Source organism: Iodidimonas muriae, assembly GCF_014647255.1.
Classification (GTDB): Bacteria; Pseudomonadota; Alphaproteobacteria; order Sphingomonadales; family Rhodothalassiaceae; genus Iodidimonas; species Iodidimonas muriae.
The window spans coordinates 47,540-64,729 of sequence record NZ_BMOV01000013.1 but is presented as its reverse complement, the minus strand read 5'-3'; the positions used below and the strand labels follow the sequence as shown (position 1 = coordinate 64,729).

Below are 17,190 nucleotides of genomic sequence, written 5' to 3'. Positions count from 1 at the left end.
CATTTTTTTCTGCAATCTGTATTGCTGCTATCGTAATTTGGTGGCTTTAATGAGTCCTGAACCTAGTCACTGAAAGGACACATATGGCGTGTGATCCACACGATATGCCATCACCGGGAGATTTCATGGCCCAAGATTGCTGTTCATCCCATACCCTCTCAAAACCTGTTGCAAAGGCGTCTCCCGGCGCGGTGCACACCTGCCCTATGCATCCGGAGATCGAACAAATCGGCCCCGGCGACTGCCCCATTTGCGGCATGGCGCTGGAGCCAAAGGATGCAACAAGCATCAGCGATGAACCGAACCCGGAACTGGTCGATTTCAAGCGCCGTTTTCTTATTGGCCTTGCCCTGATTGTCCCTTTGCTGATCTTGTCCATGGGGCCGATGCTGAGGCTGCCTGTGCATCACTGGATCGGCGCGCGCACGGCTTTATGGGGTGAATTGATCCTGAGCACGCCGGTGGTCTTGTATTCCGGATGGCCCTTTCTGGTGCGCGGCATAAAATCCTTCAAAAGCCTCAATCTCAATATGTTCAGCCTGATCGGCATAGGGGTAATGGCTGCCTATCTGTTTAGTATGGTCGCGGTCATCGCTCCGCAGATTTTTCCCGAAGGCTTCCGCAATGCCGAGGGCGCTGTGGGGGTCTATTTTGAAGCCGGGGCAGCCATCGTGGTGCTGGTGCTTTTGGGGCAAATACTGGAACTTCAGGCCCGCGACCGCACGGGCGATGCGATCCGAGCACTTTTGGATCTGGCCGCAAAAACAGCACGGATCATCCACCCCGATGGCCAGGAAAAAGACGTGCCCATCGAGGATGTCATTGTAGGGAGCCATATTCGCGTGCGTCCCGGCGAAAAAATCCCGGTGGACGGCGTTGTGATCGAAGGCCGCACGTCGGTGGATGAATCGATGATTTCCGGTGAACCAATTCCGGTGGAAAAAACCGGAGGGGATCAGGTTACCGGAGCCACGCTCAATGGCACCGGCACCGTGGTGATAGAAGCCAAACGGGTTGGTGCCGACACCATCTTGAGCCACATTGTGGAAATGGTGGCCTCGGCGCAGCGGTCCCGCGCCCCCATCCAAAAACTGGCCGATGCGGTGGCCGGAAAATTCGTACCCGCCGTGATCGCCATAGCCATTCTTTCCTTTATCGTCTGGGCGATCTGGGGCCCGGAACCGTCTTATGCCTATGCACTGGTGTCGGCCATTGCGGTGTTGATCATCGCCTGCCCTTGTGCTTTGGGCCTTGCAACCCCCATGTCGATCATGACAGCCACCGGACGTGGTGCACAAATGGGCGTGCTTATCAAAAATGCTGAGGCATTGGAGCGTTTTGCCAAGGTGGACACACTGATTGTGGACAAAACCGGCACCCTGACAGAAGGCAAGCCCAAGCTGGCCAGCATCACAACGGCGAAGGCTTGGCAGGAAAATGACGTGTTGTGCCTTGCCGCAAGCCTTGAGCTGGGATCAGAACATCCCCTTGCCGAAGCCATTTTGGCAGGTGCAACAAAGCGTGGACTTGATACATCACCCGTCAGCAATTTCGAGGCGGTGACCGGGAAAGGCGTGCGCGGCCAGATAGACGGCAAATCTGTCGCCCTTGGTAATGCGGCTCTAATGGCCGAGCTCGGACTTCACTCCCAGCCTTTGGAACAGGCCGCCAATAGGCGCCGCGACAATGGTGAAACGGTGATGTTCCTGGCGGTTGAAGAAACCATTGCCGGAATGGTTTCCGTGGCAGACCCCATCAAAGAAACCACTCCGGAAGCGCTCAAGGCCCTTCATGAATTGGGCTTTCGCATTGTCATGGCCACCGGTGATAATGAGCGCACAGCAAGGGCTGTGGCTTCAAAGCTGGATATTGATGAAATTCGCGCCGATGTTCTGCCCGCTGACAAGGCACAGATCATCAAGGACATGCAAGCCGCAGGGCATATCATCGCCATGGCGGGCGATGGGGTGAACGATGCCCCGGCTTTGGCACAGGCGGATGTGGGGGTCGCCATGGGCACAGGTGCCGATGTGGCCATTAAAAGCGCGGGATTCACACTGGTAAATGGCGATCTGGGCGGCATCGTTCGAGCGCGCAGGCTTTCCTTGGCCACCATGCGCAATATCAAGCAGAATCTGTTCTTTGCGTTGATTTATAACAGCGCGGGCATTCCCCTTGCGGCAGGGCTGCTTTATCCCCTGTTCGGTGTTTTGTTGTCACCTGTTTTTGCCGCAGCGGCCATGAGCCTGTCTTCGGTATCGGTGATCGGCAATGCCTTGCGGCTACGCACCGTGCGCCTTGATGCGTGAAGGATGCTAAAAAACACCAAGCCATAGGGCAATGGGAAGCAACAGATAGGCTGTAAAGAAGCTGATGCCCCACAAAGCGACCGAGCCGAAAAACAATCGCCGGTTCCACTTATCGGCAGACTGACAAGCCTTGGCCAGATCCGGATCGGCGGGGCACGCCCGGCCAGGACGAAACAATGCCCAGGCTGCCGCCAACAGCACCAGCGCCGTTAGCGCAAAGGTCCATTCCTTGTGCAGACCCAAAGAAGAAAGAAACGGCACAGTGCTGTATAGGCTGGCAACCGTTGCTCCCAAACCAAGGCTCACCAGAACAATGGGAATCACACAGCACACCAATGTGGTGGTGCTGCTGAGCAGGATCAGCCAGCCCCATTTTCGCGGCCTTGCCATTTTGCCGGCGTCCATATCAGGCGCGCTCATGGGCGGCCACCCTTTCTTGCTGGATTGGTGGGCATGCCACCGATCCATAAGAGCAAAACACGCAGCAATCACCTGCTTTCGGACGCAACAGGCTTTTGCAATTGGTGCACTCATAAAAGAACAGGCAGGCATCTTCCGGCATCGGTTCCGCCTTTTCAAAACCGCATGTCGGACAAGTGAGCACAGACTGCCGCTCGATCATGCCGTGCAGGCTCCGGTTTCTTCCTTGCCGCGATAGGTAAAGCCTTTTTCCTTAAACAATTCGAGCAGTTGTTCATCGGTGAAGGTTACTTTTTCATCATCGGCGCACACGGTGATCGTGCCATCACGCAGGCTGGATTTCACCGATTTCACCCCGTCGATTTTCTTCAGGGCCTTTTCAGATGTCGCCACGCAAAACGGGCAGGTAATCCCGTCGATATGCAGCACATATTGCGCGTCCTTGGCGGCGGCAGGGGCGGCGGCCAATAAAAGCGCACCCAGCACAAAACCAAATTTTCTCATCTGTTATTTCCTTGTTTCAAAGATTGATCCGAATACCGATGCGCACAGAAAAATCTTGCTGGAGATTGGTGCCATTGGTGCTTTGGGCCACGGGAATTTGCACCGCCCCTTCCAGCATCCAAAGCCTGCGGGCATAATGCAGCCCCGGCGTTAGAAAAAGCGTTTCACCGCCGCTATCGGGGTCGATCACCCCGTTCATCCGGGTGCGCCCCTCATGGCGGTAGTTCACTTCCAGCCCGCCGAACAAAAAGCCCTTGGTATAGGCCGATAGCTCCCGTGGATAAACGCGACGATAAAAGGCCGCATCGGCTTTGAACACATCGCCTTTATTGATGCCATTGGCCTTGGTATTTTCCTGCCAGAAAACCTGCCCATCGATATTCATATCCAAAGATGCCCAGGAAACAACGGCCCCCGCCAACCCATCCACAGAGCCGGACCCGGGCTGAAGACCCGGTGGAAGTTGTCCCAGACTATCGCGTTTGCGGTTTTCCCCGGTAGGAAGCTCTATCCCAAAGAATGGAGCAACCCGGAAAGCCCCGCCGGAAAAATCATGGCGATAGGCGGTATAGCGGGCAAACACCTGCACATCTCCCAAGCCATCGGCATCTCTGCTTAAACCAGATGCCGTATCCACATCACGCCGCAACCAGGATGCAGAGCCAAATAACGCCAAATCCGGCGACAGGCCATAGCCCAGCAGGGCCACATCACGCAGGTCCGAAAGCCCGGTTCCGTTCCGGCTCGCCTCGCTGTATATAAGCTGATTGCGTAAAACGAACGCCCCTTTGCCAACAGGCAAAGCCGTATTGAACGTAACGGGCGCGGCAAAAGCAGCGCCGCAGCCAAACAGCACGAGCCCGCCCGCGAAACCGAAGAGACGGTGCGGCAATCGCTTGATTTTAAACGCAGAAGAAACAGCAATAGCCACGAACGATACCCTTTTGAACGACTCATTGAAGAAGCAGCTTAATCCCTGTAGTGACTACAGGTTCAAGACTTAAATTCGTATAAGGGAAAAGGATCGGCAAATGGCAGCGCAGCGAACAACCATTGGTGCCTTGGCCAAAACCACCGGCATAAAAATCGAAACCATCCGTTATTATGAACGGATCGGGCTGATCCCCTCACCACCGCGCAGTGAAGGCGGGCAACGGATCTATGAAGAAGACGACCGAAAACGGCTGTCCTTTGTAAAACGGTGCCGGGAATTGGGATTCTCATTGGATGATGTGCGGACATTGTTGGACCTTCGACAAAATGACAATCGCACCTGCCGCGAGGTCAAAGAAAAAACCACCACGCATCTTCGGACCGTCCGCACCAAAATTGCCGATCTCAAACGCATGGAACGGGCGTTAAACACCCTCGCCCAAAGCTGCGAGGGTGGCGACGACACCCATTGCCCCATTCTGGAACAGCTTTTTGCATGAGCGGTACATTCGCCACACGACCCGCCCTTTTCTCTTTTTCTTAAAAATCGGGAACATTTTCGGCTGTCCGGCATCCAATGAATATCCCGCGCCCAACAGCGCTTTATGGAACCGGAGGACTGGAGATGAAAAAAGCCTTGTCGTTAGCCAGCGCATTGTTGGCGAGTGTCAGCCTGACTGCATTCGCTGGAAGTGCTGATAAATCCATTGTGAAATCCCCTCCCGCCTCGCCTTATCAGCAGGTAAGCAAATTGGTGCCGTTGCCCGATTTTCTACCGGGTATGGGGCAGTTGTTTGTTGATCCGGCCACCCTCCCCGCCGGACCATTTCTTGCTTATGACCATGATAAAAAGCTGGTCAGCACGATTTATATGGTGCCTTTGAAAGACATCAATCCAAACAACAGCTTCGACAATCTTAGTGCCCCCGGCGGCAATGTGGATCACGTAGATGTGTATTACAATGCCGGACATCCCGGCGTTGGCGAACCCCATGCGCATATCGTGATGTGGCATATCCCTGCCAATAAAGAATCTCGCGTGGCGAAATGAGCATTCCCCGGCGCACAGTGCTTTTGGCGGCAGGGGTCATCGCTCCCGTCCTCATCGCGCCGTCTCGGCTATTGCGCGCTGGGGCCGCCATTGAGGTTGCCATGCAAGGTAACCTCAATGGCGGATATGTCTGGTTTGATCCCATTGGCCTTCACATAATGCCGGGTCAAACCGTTCGCTGGTTCAACCACGACCCGGGCAATGCCCACACCGCAACGGCCTATCACCCGACAAATTACCAACGTCCGCGGCGCATCCCTGAAACCGCACAGCCATGGGATTCAGACTATCTCATGCCTGGCGAAACATTCTCTTTCACCTTCGAAAAAGAAGGCGTCTACGATTATTTCTGCGTGCCCCATGAACAAGCCGGAATGGTGGGGCGCATTGTTGTCGGTTCGCCGAAAGATACCGCTTGGAAGAATGATGCGGACCTTCCAAAAGCCGCCCTCAATGCCTTCCCTAGCGTACACGATATTTTGGCACGGGGAAGAATCCATGCGGAAATGGCGCAATGAGATCAGCCACGCATAGTGGATCGAGGGCAGCACAAAGGACTTCGGATGATGCACTTTTAGCCCGTGTGCAACATGGTGATGAACCGGCCGTCCGAGCTCTTATCACTCGTTATAATCAGCAACTTTTTCGCGTTGCACGCGGTATTTTGCGCAACGATTCGGAAGCCGAAGACGTAGTACAAGAAGCCTATTTACATGCTTTTACACGACTTGATGACTTCCGTCATGAGTCTGCTTTTTCCACATGGTTAACCCACATCGTCCTCAATCAAGCTTCAAATCGATTACGAAAAAATCGCCGCCGCAAAGCTCAATTATCACAATTGGCAGAAGAAACCCGCACCCCTTCAGGAGCGACACTGGTCGTGTTTCCCACGTCCCCTCGACCTGCCACCCCCGAAGCACAGGCCGTCCGTCATGAAATCCAGAAAATTCTAGAAACGGCCGTAGACAATTTGCGCACGCCCTTACGAATGGTTTTCATTTTGCGCGACATTGAGGGGATGAGCACAAATGAGACCGCCGAGCTGCTTTCAATTCGCCCAGAAACAGTGAAAACACGGCTGTATCGCGCTCGGCAATGGATGCGTAGCACTTTGGAACGCTCCTTTGCACCCTGCTTTCAAGATATGCACCCCTTTGAGGATAAACAATGCCTTGACATGGCGGATCGCGTTATAATCACTCTTGCTCAGCGCCTGAATAACGCGAAAAATTAATCAGCAATCTAATCGCATTTAATACCTGACCAAGTAGAATAAACGGCGACCAAGCCTTATTTCATACTCAAAATACGCGCGATAAGGGTCTTGATATTTTCCCTGATAGACCCTTCATTTGCCAATCTCAGGCGTTTAACCCCATAGATAGACTCCCCTAAAGATGCCGTGTAGGGGGTAGAAATCTCTTCTTCTAAGATCAAATTTCCAGAGCTTTTTTCGGTGATGAGATAGCTTACATCTGATGTAACGGTATAATTGAATCCGAAAAGCGGTTGTTTCACTTTCGCAAGAATTGCACGTAATTCATATTTTGCTTGTTCCGGTGTTTCCGCCATCAACCCGCTATGCTCCAGCGAGTCCGCCAACGCCTCATGAAAGGCATCTGAATCAATTTCAGATGTCCAAAGCGGGTTTGTCTCTTCACCCCCGGAAACGGAAGTGATCATCAGGGATTGTAAAAAGCGGCTGTTTTCTGCCTCTTTCACAAGCGCGCTTTGATCGACAATCATATTTTGTTTTTGTGCGGGGGACGCGCAGCCTGCCATTAGAAAAACAAAGAAACCAAAGACAAGCCTTGAAGCATATTCACGCATTTTATGTCCCCATGCCCACACTGCTTTGCAGCGTTTTTTCCTCACACAGATTTCAATATATTCAAGAAATAATAGTCTCCTCGAATTATTAGAATATTTTTTAGAGCACCTTCAATCTTCTTTTATTTCCCGCACCGCGCCCCCTCAATTTCCATCGAACGGCACCAGACAAAAGAGCTTGTTATCAGCAAGAATATACTCTGTGATGAAAGTTCGCACTTAGAAGAAAGGAGCCTCAGGCTGCTATGCTTGTTCTTCATGCTCATCCCTCCTCTTCCCTTGCGCTTAAATTGCGCAAAATTCTTGCATTGAAAGGCTGCACTTATGGATTGACCGAGAATGGAGACCCCTTCGACAAGGACGAAGCTGGCATTTATATCCAATGGGGTCGGCGTTTTTTTAGCGGAGCGCAATTGGCCACGCTGGCTTTAGAAGCTGCCTGTCCAGAGCCGACATTGTTTCCCAATGGTAATAACGGCATGCCTTTGGCGCTTGGCTTTTGGAGCGCCCATGCGATACGGGCTAGCGAAGAAAACCCTGAAACTCTTTTGGCCCATGCTCAACTTTTGGCGCGACAACTTGCCGATGGCCGACCCTATTTGCAAGGTACCCGCCCCGGCCTTGCCGACGTGGAAGGGTGGTTTTTTCTCACATCCTGTCCAGCTATAAAAAGGCCAGACGCGCACTTAGCTTCGTGGCATCGAAGAGTTCATGCACTCGGGCTTGGCACGGCGCAAACGATGACTCTCACCGATTGCGCCGCGATACCGGAAGAAAAGGCTGCCCAAACACTAAAGCTTGGCCCATTGGCAAGCGATGAGCGCTTTGATCACCCGGTTCTAGGAACGGGAAATCTCGCCTATCCGCTATTATAATCCCTTCCCCCTAAAGGCTTTGCTGGTGGGGTGGCCGAGGGGCAGCAAGCCCGGTTTCCTCAAGCGCATTCTTTCTCAGCTCTTCGATGGGCGGACCAAAGTCGAACACTGGAATGTCTTCGCGGTTGGCTCGCATATCAGCGCGCAACGCATTGGTAGCCGCTTCATCCACTTTTCCGGCATCATCCAACACCACACCATAACGCTTGGCCCCTTCACGGCTTACCAGTCCGCGCTTGTATTCAAGGGCCAGAAGGTCCGCATCCCGCTCCAGAGGGTCGCCCCAACCGCCACCGCCCCAGGTGATATAGTGAAGTTGGTCGCCATCATGGACCTTTAGTTCGTCGATCTTATTTCCGATCACCGTGCGGGTGCCGTCGGCACGTTCAAGGATCTTGCGGGCACGCTTGCCCGGTGTTCCGCCATTGACGCCCCAAGGATGAATGAACCAGCGATCATCATGAATAGAAATGGTGCCTTCGCTCAGGAAACGATAGGTCATGATGATACCATTTCCTCCCCGGTGCTTGCCTGCACCACCGCTGTCGATCTCGGTTTCATAGCGCTCGATACGCATAGGGTAATAACGTTCCAGAAATTCGTTCGGAACATTGGTGAAACCCGGCCATAAAGAATGTCCATCAGGACCATCACCAAAGGGCCGCCCCGGAATACCGCCAAAGCCAATCTGGAAAAGCTGAAACCAGCTTCCATCGGGATTATACCCGGAAAACATCAAATGCGGGCTGGAGGAAAAACCCGCAGCATTAAGGAACTGCGGCTGCCTTTGCCCCAAAAGTCCACCCAAAATATCAAAAATCCGGCCCAAGGCATGCGTGCGGCAAGACAGCGCCGCGGGGAATTTTGGTTTTAAAAGCGAGCCATCAGGGATGCGCACATCCACCAGTGGATAAAAGCCATCATTGAACAGGATCTGCGGATCGAACACCATGATCATATAGATGCCAAAAAACATCTTGAACATGTTTTCATTCATATAAAAGTTGATCGAACTTTCCGATTGTGGGTCGGTGCCATCAAAATCGAGGATCACCCGATTTCCTTCACGCCACATGGTGCAATGAATCTTATAGGGACCAAATCCCCTGCCATCGTCGCAAATATAATCGGTAAAGCTCAGCTTCTCTTCCGAAACCGTCGTCTGGATAAGCTGCTCCATGGCCCGATAATTGCGCGCCAGCAATTCCTCATTGGCGGCAACAAACACATCATCGCCAAACCGCGCACACATTTCATGCACCCGCCGTTCAGCAGCGCGACAAGCCGCCAAAAGAGCGTTCAAATCCGATCGGCACCATTCGGGCATACGCACCTGATGCAGAACCAGATTGAGAATTTCCTCTTGAAATTCGCCTTTTTTATAAAGCTTCACAGGCGGAATACGGATGCCTTCTTGAAAGATCGATCCACCATCCGTAGGGAGCGATCCGGGCACCTTCCCCCCCACATCGGTTTGATGTCCGAAATGAGAAGCCCATGCGACCAACCGTCCATCGCGGAAAATAGGCAGCAAAATCAACCAGTCATTATTATGGCTCACCGCCCCTTCACAAGAATAGGGATCCGAGAGCCAGATCACATCGCCATCTTCAATATCCCCCTCAAAACCATTGAGGAATCCCTGAATAAAGCTGCCAAACTGCCCGACCACCATACGACCTTTACGGTCCGCAATCAGCGGAAAGGAATCGCCCTGTTCACGAATGCCGGGGCTCATGGCTGTGCGATAGACCGTCGCGTCCATTTCGTTACGCGCATTTTTGAGTGCATTTTCAACGATATCCAATGTGATGGGATCCACCTCACAGGGATTGAAAGGCGTCGGATTGGTTTCCACGATACGTGCTGTCATCAAAAATCTCCGAATTATCTGGGCTTGCCGAGCCGATCAGGCCTGCACGATCAGGATATTGCCGTGATCGTCGATGTCCGCGACGCAGCCATCATGAAGCAAGGTGGTGGAATCCATCTCGATAATAACAGCGGGACCAACGATATGATCTCCTGCCCGCAATCGGTCACGGGCATAGATTGCCGCCGCTTTTTCCTCGCCCCCCATATACACTTTGTGGTCACGCAATTTGGCCCCTGAAGGATCACCATTCCCTGAAGGAATGACCCCGGGTTTCAACTCACCAGAAGGGCCAAGGGCTGTTACCCGCACATTCACCAGCTCGCGCGGCACATCCAGATTGAAGGTAAACAACCGCTTATGTTCGGTGTCGAAGCTTTGGATCAGTCTTGCAAGACCGGTTCCCTTACGGAAGGCTTCCGCCTCGATTGCAAGGGGTACCTCAAAGGCCTGACCGCGATATCGCACGTCTATTTCATAGCGCAAAGTGATCTCCGACTGTGCAATATCTTCCGCAATCAGATCTGCCGTAACTTCCGAGCCGATTTCATCAAGTAGAGCCGCGATTTCTTCGTCGCTGGTTTGGTCATTGGTCCGATTGAAACTGCGCTGTGTTTCCGCCCGAAGCCGCGTGGTGGCATCGCCATAAGCACATAGAACGCCGGGGCTTGGCGGAATCACCACAGGCCAAGAGCCCATGAGAAGTCCCAAGGCATTGGCGTGCAAAGGACCCGCGCCACCAAAGGCCATCAGCGCAAAATCACGCGGATCATAACCTTGCTGCACCGAAACCAGCCGCAAAGCCCCGAACATATGCTCATTCACAATATCGATGATACCTTCGGCTGCTTTTTCCACCGAAATATCAAGCGCATCGGCCACGGATTTCACGGCAAGCCACGCGCCTTTTCGGTCCAGCTCCATATCGCCGCCCAAAAGGCTTTCCGGCAGATATCCCAACACCACATTGGCATCGGTTACAGTGGGGAGCTTTCCGCCTCGCCCATAAGCCGCAGGGCCAGGAAGAGCACCGGCACTTTCCGGGCCAACCCGCAGGGCTTTTGTCAATTCCGGCACATGGGCGATCGACCCACCACCCGCGCCTACCGTACGAATATCGAGAGAACTGGCGCGTACCGTCAGATCTCCAACCGATGTTTCACGGCGCAAACGCGGTTCGCCATTTTCAATCAGCGCCACATCCGTAGATGTGCCCCCCATATCCAATGTCAGCAAATTATCGATCCCGGCATTGCGCGCCACCCATAACGCACCGGCAACACCGCCTGCGGGACCAGACATCAGCAAGCTCACCGGCGCTTCCCGAGATTTTTCGGCAGACATCAATCCACCATCGGAACGCAGCAGATTAAGCTGGCCGTTCATGCCCCACTCCACAAGGGACTCGCGCAGATGCTGCACATAACGGGCCACCACCGGGCGCACTGCGGAATTGGCAACCGTCGTAAGCGTGCGCTCATATTCCTGCATTTCAGGTAAAATATCGGCAGAGATGGTCACCGGAATATCAGGGAAAATGTCCGCGCAGATTTCAGCGACCCTCCGTTCATGGACGTCATTCACATAGCTGTTGATCAAGCAAACGGTTAGCGCCTCAATGCCTTCTGTCTTCAATGCCTCCAACCGCTGGCGCAGGGTCGCTTCATCAAGCTCGCGCACGATCGATCCGCCGGCCCCGATCCGTTCCGGAGCTTCAATGGTACATTCCAAAGCCGCCATCGGTTCGGGCTTGGGCCATACAATCCAGCCAGCAAGACCGCCGGGCACAAAGGACCGGGCAATTTGCAGAATTTGTCGATAACCTTGGGTAACCACCAGCCCCACACGGGCTCCCTTGCCTTCAAGAACAGCATTGGTAGCAACCGTCGTGCCGTGGAAGAAATAGTTCACATCTTCAGGATTCACGCCCACTTCTTCACATACTTTGCGCGCGCCATTGATCACCGCACGGGACGGGTCATCGGGCGTAGAAGGCACCTTCCCACGCCATGTTTTACCTGATGCATCCTCAACCACCAGTACGTCGGTAAAAGTTCCCCCGACATCGACACCCAGCCGGTAACTCATCTGACACTCCTCCGCTGCTTTTGTTCCTCATGGGCGGGAAAAATACCTGCCCGCGATACCTGCGCCGGCAAGGTCCGGCCTAAGAGACCACCCAGCCAGATTGTAGTTCCAATCAATTTGTTCAGATCAATGGACGACGCCACACCGGATCGTTGCAGCAAATAGACAAGATCTTCCGTGGCGATATTGCCGGTAGCCGCGGGGGCAAAAGGACATCCCCCAACCCCACCGATGGAGGCATCTAGCCTATCCACCCCTGCTTCATAAGCGGCCCAGGCATTGGCAATACCGGTATTGCGCGTATTGTGAAAATGTGCCCGTAAAGGAATATGCCCAACGGCCTCTCGCACCCGTCCCACTAGATCGCTTACCTGCGATGGGACCGCAACACCGATGGTATCGGCCAGTGCAATTTCGTCGGGCTCAGCTTCGGCCACGCGCTTAGCCATATCCACAACATGCACCGGGTCCACCTCACCTTCAAACGGACACCCAAACACTGCTGATAATGTGACTTGTGCACTCATCGCTTCCTGCTTGGCGCGGCGGATCATGTCACAAGCCAGCATCACGCTTTCCATGCAGGTTTGCCTTTGATTTTTCCCCGCAAAGGTATCGGTGGCAACAGCGACGCAGCCAATATCATCAATTGAAGCACCTTCGGCTTCCCGCGTGGCCAAAGCCCGAAGAAATCCACGCTCATTGAGCACAAGCCCAATATAGCTGACATCATCCCGAACAGGGAGAGCGGCCACCACGGCTTCAGCATCTGCCATTTGCGGCACCGCCTTTGGATGAACAAAGCTGGCCACTTCTATCCGTTTCACGCCAGCGTCAATCAGGCGGCTTATCAAGGCCACTTTATCCGCCGTTCCTACCGCCACAGTTTCATTCTGCAGGCCATCACGCGGCCCCACATCAATAAGTGTGACGGGCTTTCTGACTGACATAAAAGAATTCTCCTGCTTCCCTTGTGAGTCCGTTTAATTGTATGCAATAAGAAAAATCAATTGTATACAGTTATCCGACGTGGTTGTGTATAAATTTGGCATTGCAGGTCAGGAGAGAGAGGATGGATGCAGTGAAAACTGAGCCCCAAGGCGCACTAAAAGGCTTACGTCTTATCGAAATGGGCCAATTGCTCGCCGGACCTTTTTGCGCCCAGATCATGGGCGACCATGGTGCCGAAGTCATCAAGGTAGAGCAGCCTGAAGGGGGAGACCCCATGCGCCAATGGGGGCAGAAAAGTGGCCTGTGGTGGCCCATTGTTGCGCGCAACAAGAAGTCTGTCACACTCAATCTGCGCACCGAAAAAGGCCAGGAGTTGCTAAAAGAAATGGTTTCCAAGACGGATTTTCTTTTAGAAAATTTTCGTCCCGGAACGATGGAACGCTGGGGCCTTGGCTATGAAACCCTGAGCGCCATCAATCCTCGCCTGATCATGATCAGGGTTTCCGGATTTGGGCAAACAGGACCATATGCCAAACGCGCCGGATATGGCTCGATCGGTGAAGCCATGGGAGGGCTGCGCAATCTGGCAGGCCACCCGGACCGGCCTCCCAGCCGTATCGGCATTTCCATTGGCGATTCTCTGGCCGCAAACTTTGCCTGCATGGGGGCGTTGATGGCCCTACATCACAGGGAACGCACTGGCAAAGGGCAAATGGTAGATAGTGCAATTTATGAATCGGTTCTGGCTATGATGGAATCCACCGTGCCGGAATATACCGTTGAAGGCTTTTTACGGGAACGCACAGGCTCGGTTTTACCCGGAGTCGCCCCCTCCAACGCCTATCCTGTAAAGGATGGAGAGGTGCTGATTGGCGCCAATCAGGACACCGTATTCAAACGCTTTGCCCAGGCCATGAAGCGCCCCCAACTGGCTCAGGATCCACGCTATGCGACCCATAGCGCCCGAGGATCCAATCAAGAAGAGCTGGATGACCTGATCTCCCAATGGACATGCACATTCACATCCAAAGAACTTCTTGATTTAATGGAAGAATATGGCGTTCCTGCGGGCAAGATATTCAAAGCACCGGATATGCTGGAAGATCCGCATTACAAGGCCCGTGAAGCGCTGGTTAAAGTCCCCCACGAGCAGTTCGAAAATCTGTGGATGCAAAATGTTACCCCGCGCCTGTCCGAGACGCCCGGGCATATTGCCTGGCCCGGCCCGAAACTGGGCGAGCACAATGAAGAAGTTTATGGCAAACTGCTCGGAAAAACCCGCGAAGAGCTCGCCCGCTTGTCTGAAGATGGAGTGATCTGATGGCCGCGACCCGGCAACCAAATCATGAACAGGATTATGCCAGCGCCGGCTTTGGGAACCGGCTTGGAATGGGGCGTCGCCCAGCCCTTGTGGTGGTCGATATTGTCAAAGCATATCTGGACCCTGCCTCACCGCTTTATGCCAATGTAGAACCCGCTGCCAAAGCCGCCGGGAATTTGGTAAATGCCGCGCGAAAGGCCAATATTCCGGTGATATTCACCAATGTGCGCTATACACCCGGCGGCGCAGATGGCGGCCTGTTTTTCCGAAAAGTGGCGTCTCTTAAGGTGTTGGAAGCCGGGAACCCTATGGGAGAGTTTCCCGATCACCCAGCCCCCATCGGCAATGAACTGGTGGTGACAAAGCAATATGCCAGCGCCTTTTTCGGCACATCGCTGGCATCCACTCTGGGCGCAATGGGAGTGGACAGCTGCTTTATCTGCGGATTCACCACATCAGGCTGCGTAAGAGCCACGGCCCTTGACGCCATGCAAAGTGGCTTCATCCCCTTGGTTGTGCCGGAAGCGTGCGGCGACCGGAATGCTCAGGTGCAACAAGCCAATCTATTCGATCTTGGGCAGAAATATGCCGATATTGTCCCTCTTGATGAAGCTCTAAGCCTCATGGAGAACCTTATTTCTCGCGGTTAAAACTATGAAGGGCCGCATGAATATGGGACACCATCACCGATTGCGCCCATGAGGAGTCGCCCGCGCGCAAGGCTTCGACAATTTCCCGGTGATGTTCATTGGAACGTTTGAGATTGGCCATAGAATAGCGCTGCAATGTACCGATCAGCACCGGCTGTTCAGTTAGATTTTGCAAAAAAACCCGTAAGCGCGCACTGCCTGCCATATCGATAATCAAGCTGTGTATACGGCGATTGGCATCCAAAAAAGTATCCAACTGATACCCATCGCTATCAGACAAGGCTTCATCAATGCGTGCAACCTGCTTATCAAGAAGCGCTAAAGTCTCTTCATCAGCATTTTTTGCCGCACGCGCAGCTGCGACCCCCTCCAATACGGCACGCAGTTCGAACAGATCTTCCTGATCTGTTTCCGATATCTCCATAACATAGGTGCCGCGATTTGGAATTTGCTGCACAAACATATCGTTAGCTAATTTTTGCAGCGCCTCACGGATAGGGGTACGACTCACCCCACAAAGGGTTGCCAATTCATCTTCAACCAAGCGGTCACCGGGGTTGAACTCCCCGCGCAAAAGCCGCTCCCGCAATTCCCGATACGCTTTCTCCGACGCTTTCGACATATCTCACTTACCCCATCAGGTTGGATACAGCGTCGTTCACATAGTTGTGCTTGACGCGCCATTCTGTATACAATAGCATTCTCTCAGAAACTCTAGCGAACTATAATTTCACCGTAAAGGTAGGAAGCTGGGAGGAGGCAGAGACGATGCCGCGTATCAAGATAATCGTACCTATCCCAATGGACGAGAGCGGTGTTGAAAATCGTGCCGCACAACTCCCTAGCAGCCAGATCGCGTCAGGTTACGAGGTAGACTTCGAGGCAGTCTCGTACGGCGCAGCACTCGGCGACAGCTATTACGATATGCTGCTGATGGATATGTCCGTTTTCGAGGCCGGACTAAAGGCGGAAGAAGAAGGATATGATGCCGTTTGTATCGACACTGTATCCGATAGCGGTCTTTATGCCCTGCGCTCGCGTCTTTCGATCCCCGTTGTCGGTCCGGGGCAAACCGCCCTTCATATGGCGTCCATGCTGGGTCACAAATTTTCGATTATCACCATGTGGGATGAATGGTTCCCGCTCTATCGGAAAATCCTTACTGAATATGGACTTTGGGGCCGTCTGGCCTCCATGCGATCCATTAAAACACGCCCGGACCTCTCTGAATTGCTCGAAGGCAAGGAAGATGTGGTGTTTGAAAAGCTGGAACAAGAGAGCCTCGCGGCCATCGAAAAGGATGGCGCCCATGTGATCGTTCTTGGGTCCACCACCATGCATCAAAGCCACGGCTATCTGGCAGAACGCCTACCGGTGCCGGTAATCAACCCCGGACTAACCGCCTACAAAATGTGCGAACTGATTCTTGAATGCGGGCTATCCCACTCGAAGCGAGCCTTCCCCACACCTGAATGTCCGAAAGACTCTGAGATTTTGGCAAGGAGATCCTGACATGACTTTCGATGTTGCATGGCTAGGAACCAAGTATCCTAAAGAGCGAGATGGAATCGCCCCTTACGAGTATTATGTGGATATTGTGACAAAGCGTTATTTCCACGGCGTGGATAACAAGAATCTGGATCTAGTCCTCGATTGTTTTCACGAAGATGCTTTCATCCATGAAATGACATCAGACACCCGACATGACGGTCGCGATCAAGGCATTCGCCGTATGTTCCAAGATCTTTTATCAAATAATGATCGCATCTGGCACGGAAATTTTGTGCATACAGTTGATATTATCCGGCAATCCGTATGCTCTCAATTCAGCGTAGAAATAAAGCCTGATGGATCAAAAGAACATCGCTATGAAAATTGCAATCGCTTTTATTTGAAAGACGGCAAATTTACGCGCGTCTTTGTTTATATGAGCGGTGAAAACCTTCTAGTTTAGGAATATAATCAATCATGCAATATCAAAGTGATCTTTCAGGAGACGAGCTGATAAATCTTGCCGTGAAACGGTATTTCGGCAGCGTCGATAATAAAGACATGGACGGCACATTAGCCTGTTTTCATGACGAAGCCATACTGACAGTCCAAACCTCCCTTACAACGCATGCCGGCAAGGCAGCTATCAAGCGCATGTTTGCTGATTTCTTCAGCAGTTTCGAGCGGATCATCCATCGTGACTTCGAATGTACCGCAGATCCCGCCAATGGCCGGATCTGCGCCAGTTTCACCGCCGAACTGATAACCAAGGATGGCCGCACCAACTTGCTACATAACACAAATTTTTGGCGCGTTCGCGGCGACCGTTTCCAAGAGGTCTATGTCTATATGAGCGGAGATAACGTATTGATATAATATAACTTTTTATAA

The 17,190-nt window shown here is 52.9% G+C and carries 20 protein-coding genes; 11 read left to right on the top strand and 9 right to left on the bottom strand.

Features of this window, described 5'->3' with window-relative positions:
* Nucleotides 1–125 precede the first annotated feature (125 nt).
* Nucleotides 126–2,309, top strand: a complete 2,184-nt coding sequence (locus IEX96_RS13365) for a copper-transporting P-type ATPase (RefSeq protein WP_268238515.1) — start codon at nt 126–128, stop codon at nt 2,307–2,309.
* Nucleotides 2,310–2,315: 6 nt separating this feature from the next.
* Here the strand turns inward: IEX96_RS13365 and IEX96_RS13360 are convergent, their stop codons facing one another.
* From IEX96_RS13360 to IEX96_RS13350, 4 genes are read right to left on the bottom strand one after another with little or no spacing between them, the layout of a single operon-like run.
* Complete coding sequence (locus tag IEX96_RS13360; RefSeq protein WP_229773754.1) at nt 2,316–2,729, bottom strand: hypothetical protein; 414 nt, start codon at nt 2,727–2,729, stop codon at nt 2,316–2,318.
* Nucleotides 2,716–2,931 (bottom strand): GDCCVxC domain-containing (seleno)protein, encoded by a 216-nt coding sequence (locus tag IEX96_RS14260; protein ID WP_150006137.1) that lies wholly within the window; start codon nt 2,929–2,931, stop codon nt 2,716–2,718. The genes IEX96_RS13360 and IEX96_RS14260 overlap by 14 nt, the downstream gene beginning before the upstream one ends.
* Nucleotides 2,928–3,233 (bottom strand): heavy-metal-associated domain-containing protein, encoded by a 306-nt coding sequence (locus tag IEX96_RS13355; RefSeq protein ID WP_150006138.1) that lies wholly within the window; start codon nt 3,231–3,233, stop codon nt 2,928–2,930. Before IEX96_RS13355 ends, IEX96_RS14260 begins: the two co-directional genes overlap by 4 nt.
* A gap of 16 nt (nt 3,234–3,249) precedes the next feature.
* Nucleotides 3,250–4,164, bottom strand: a complete 915-nt coding sequence (locus tag IEX96_RS13350; protein ID WP_150006139.1) for a transporter — start codon at nt 4,162–4,164, stop codon at nt 3,250–3,252.
* A gap of 100 nt (nt 4,165–4,264) precedes the next feature.
* On the opposite strand from IEX96_RS13350, the gene IEX96_RS13345 reads away from it, so the two are divergent.
* The 4 genes from IEX96_RS13345 to IEX96_RS13330 all read left to right on the top strand — a co-directional run bounded on the left by IEX96_RS13345 (nt 4,265) and on the right by IEX96_RS13330 (nt 6,454).
* Nucleotides 4,265–4,666: a MerR family transcriptional regulator gene (locus IEX96_RS13345; protein WP_150006140.1), complete on the top strand. Its 402-nt coding sequence runs from the start codon at nt 4,265–4,267 to the stop codon at nt 4,664–4,666.
* A gap of 125 nt (nt 4,667–4,791) precedes the next feature.
* Entirely contained in the window at nt 4,792–5,217 is a 426-nt protein-coding gene (locus tag IEX96_RS13340; RefSeq protein WP_150006141.1) for a DUF5602 domain-containing protein, read from the top strand.
* Nucleotides 5,214–5,735: a plastocyanin/azurin family copper-binding protein gene (locus tag IEX96_RS13335; protein ID WP_150006142.1), complete on the top strand. Its 522-nt coding sequence runs from the start codon at nt 5,214–5,216 to the stop codon at nt 5,733–5,735. Before IEX96_RS13340 ends, IEX96_RS13335 begins: the two co-directional genes overlap by 4 nt.
* Nucleotides 5,732–6,454, top strand: a complete 723-nt coding sequence (locus tag IEX96_RS13330; protein ID WP_150006143.1) for an RNA polymerase sigma factor — start codon at nt 5,732–5,734, stop codon at nt 6,452–6,454. Before IEX96_RS13335 ends, IEX96_RS13330 begins: the two co-directional genes overlap by 4 nt.
* 56 nt (nt 6,455–6,510) lie before the next feature.
* Here the strand turns inward: IEX96_RS13330 and IEX96_RS13325 are convergent, their stop codons facing one another.
* Nucleotides 6,511–7,050 (bottom strand): hypothetical protein, encoded by a 540-nt coding sequence (locus IEX96_RS13325; RefSeq protein WP_150006144.1) that lies wholly within the window; start codon nt 7,048–7,050, stop codon nt 6,511–6,513.
* A 245-nt stretch (nt 7,051–7,295) separates the two neighbouring features.
* Here IEX96_RS13325 and IEX96_RS13320 point away from each other — a divergent pair, with 245 nt between their 5' ends.
* Nucleotides 7,296–7,925, top strand: a complete 630-nt coding sequence (locus IEX96_RS13320; RefSeq protein ID WP_150006145.1) for a glutathione S-transferase family protein — start codon at nt 7,296–7,298, stop codon at nt 7,923–7,925.
* A 10-nt stretch (nt 7,926–7,935) separates the two neighbouring features.
* On the opposite strand, the gene IEX96_RS13315 is transcribed toward IEX96_RS13320, so the two are convergent.
* From IEX96_RS13315 to IEX96_RS13305, 3 genes are read right to left on the bottom strand one after another with little or no spacing between them, the layout of a single operon-like run.
* Nucleotides 7,936–9,798, bottom strand: a complete 1,863-nt coding sequence (locus tag IEX96_RS13315) for a hydantoinase B/oxoprolinase family protein (protein WP_150006146.1) — start codon at nt 9,796–9,798, stop codon at nt 7,936–7,938.
* 36 nt (nt 9,799–9,834) lie between these two features.
* Nucleotides 9,835–11,886 carry a hydantoinase/oxoprolinase family protein gene (locus IEX96_RS13310; protein ID WP_188874107.1) on the bottom strand — a complete coding sequence of 684 codons (2,052 nt, stop codon included), beginning with the start codon at nt 11,884–11,886 and terminating at the stop codon, nt 9,835–9,837.
* A complete protein-coding gene (locus IEX96_RS13305; protein ID WP_150006147.1) occupies nt 11,883–12,836 on the bottom strand; it encodes a hydroxymethylglutaryl-CoA lyase in 954 nt (317 codons plus the stop codon). Before IEX96_RS13305 ends, IEX96_RS13310 begins: the two co-directional genes overlap by 4 nt.
* Nucleotides 12,837–12,958: 122 nt before the next feature.
* Here IEX96_RS13305 and IEX96_RS13300 point away from each other — a divergent pair, with 122 nt between their 5' ends.
* Nucleotides 12,959–14,158: a CaiB/BaiF CoA transferase family protein gene (locus IEX96_RS13300; RefSeq protein ID WP_150006148.1), complete on the top strand. Its 1,200-nt coding sequence runs from the start codon at nt 12,959–12,961 to the stop codon at nt 14,156–14,158.
* Complete coding sequence (locus IEX96_RS13295) at nt 14,158–14,808, top strand: isochorismatase family protein (RefSeq protein ID WP_150006149.1); 651 nt, start codon at nt 14,158–14,160, stop codon at nt 14,806–14,808. Before IEX96_RS13300 ends, IEX96_RS13295 begins: the two co-directional genes overlap by 1 nt.
* Here IEX96_RS13295 and IEX96_RS13290 read toward each other — a convergent pair.
* Complete coding sequence (locus IEX96_RS13290; RefSeq protein WP_150006150.1) at nt 14,792–15,430, bottom strand: GntR family transcriptional regulator; 639 nt, start codon at nt 15,428–15,430, stop codon at nt 14,792–14,794. The genes IEX96_RS13295 and IEX96_RS13290 overlap by 17 nt on opposite strands.
* 146 nt (nt 15,431–15,576) lie before the next feature.
* On the opposite strand from IEX96_RS13290, the gene IEX96_RS13285 reads away from it, so the two are divergent.
* From IEX96_RS13285 to IEX96_RS13275, 3 genes are read left to right on the top strand one after another with little or no spacing between them, the layout of a single operon-like run.
* Nucleotides 15,577–16,320, top strand: coding sequence for an aspartate/glutamate racemase family protein (locus tag IEX96_RS13285; protein WP_188874103.1), 744 nt, complete (start codon nt 15,577–15,579; stop codon nt 16,318–16,320).
* A 1-nt stretch (nt 16,321) separates the two neighbouring features.
* Nucleotides 16,322–16,762 (top strand): nuclear transport factor 2 family protein, encoded by a 441-nt coding sequence (locus IEX96_RS13280; protein WP_150006151.1) that lies wholly within the window; start codon nt 16,322–16,324, stop codon nt 16,760–16,762.
* Between the two features lie 14 nt (nt 16,763–16,776).
* Entirely contained in the window at nt 16,777–17,175 is a 399-nt protein-coding gene (locus IEX96_RS13275; RefSeq protein ID WP_150006152.1) for a nuclear transport factor 2 family protein, read from the top strand.
* Nucleotides 17,176–17,190 lie beyond the last annotated feature (15 nt).

Bases quoted from the DNA above. Each gene is read 5' to 3' on its own strand.
- IEX96_RS13365 (WP_268238515.1), top strand. From the start codon at position 126: ATGGCCCAAGATTGCTGTTCATCCCATACCCTCTCAAAACCTGTTGCA.
- IEX96_RS13360 (WP_229773754.1), bottom strand. From the start codon at position 2,729: ATGAGCGCGCCTGATATGGACGCCGGCAAAATGGCAAGGCCGCGAAAA.
- IEX96_RS14260 (WP_150006137.1), bottom strand. From the start codon at position 2,931: ATGATCGAGCGGCAGTCTGTGCTCACTTGTCCGACATGCGGTTTTGAA.
- IEX96_RS13355 (WP_150006138.1), bottom strand. From the start codon at position 3,233: ATGAGAAAATTTGGTTTTGTGCTGGGTGCGCTTTTATTGGCCGCCGCC.
- IEX96_RS13345 (WP_150006140.1), top strand. From the start codon at position 4,265: ATGGCAGCGCAGCGAACAACCATTGGTGCCTTGGCCAAAACCACCGGC.
- IEX96_RS13340 (WP_150006141.1), top strand. From the start codon at position 4,792: ATGAAAAAAGCCTTGTCGTTAGCCAGCGCATTGTTGGCGAGTGTCAGC.
- IEX96_RS13335 (WP_150006142.1), top strand. From the start codon at position 5,214: ATGAGCATTCCCCGGCGCACAGTGCTTTTGGCGGCAGGGGTCATCGCT.
- IEX96_RS13330 (WP_150006143.1), top strand. From the start codon at position 5,732: ATGAGATCAGCCACGCATAGTGGATCGAGGGCAGCACAAAGGACTTCG.
- IEX96_RS13325 (WP_150006144.1), bottom strand. From the start codon at position 7,050: ATGCGTGAATATGCTTCAAGGCTTGTCTTTGGTTTCTTTGTTTTTCTA.
- IEX96_RS13320 (WP_150006145.1), top strand. From the start codon at position 7,296: ATGCTTGTTCTTCATGCTCATCCCTCCTCTTCCCTTGCGCTTAAATTG.
- IEX96_RS13315 (WP_150006146.1), bottom strand. From the start codon at position 9,798: ATGACAGCACGTATCGTGGAAACCAATCCGACGCCTTTCAATCCCTGT.
- IEX96_RS13310 (WP_188874107.1), bottom strand. From the start codon at position 11,886: ATGAGTTACCGGCTGGGTGTCGATGTCGGGGGAACTTTTACCGACGTA.
- IEX96_RS13305 (WP_150006147.1), bottom strand. From the start codon at position 12,836: ATGTCAGTCAGAAAGCCCGTCACACTTATTGATGTGGGGCCGCGTGAT.
- IEX96_RS13300 (WP_150006148.1), top strand. From the start codon at position 12,959: ATGGATGCAGTGAAAACTGAGCCCCAAGGCGCACTAAAAGGCTTACGT.
- IEX96_RS13295 (WP_150006149.1), top strand. From the start codon at position 14,158: ATGGCCGCGACCCGGCAACCAAATCATGAACAGGATTATGCCAGCGCC.
- IEX96_RS13290 (WP_150006150.1), bottom strand. From the start codon at position 15,430: ATGTCGAAAGCGTCGGAGAAAGCGTATCGGGAATTGCGGGAGCGGCTT.
- IEX96_RS13285 (WP_188874103.1), top strand. From the start codon at position 15,577: ATGCCGCGTATCAAGATAATCGTACCTATCCCAATGGACGAGAGCGGT.
- IEX96_RS13280 (WP_150006151.1), top strand. From the start codon at position 16,322: ATGACTTTCGATGTTGCATGGCTAGGAACCAAGTATCCTAAAGAGCGA.
- IEX96_RS13275 (WP_150006152.1), top strand. From the start codon at position 16,777: ATGCAATATCAAAGTGATCTTTCAGGAGACGAGCTGATAAATCTTGCC.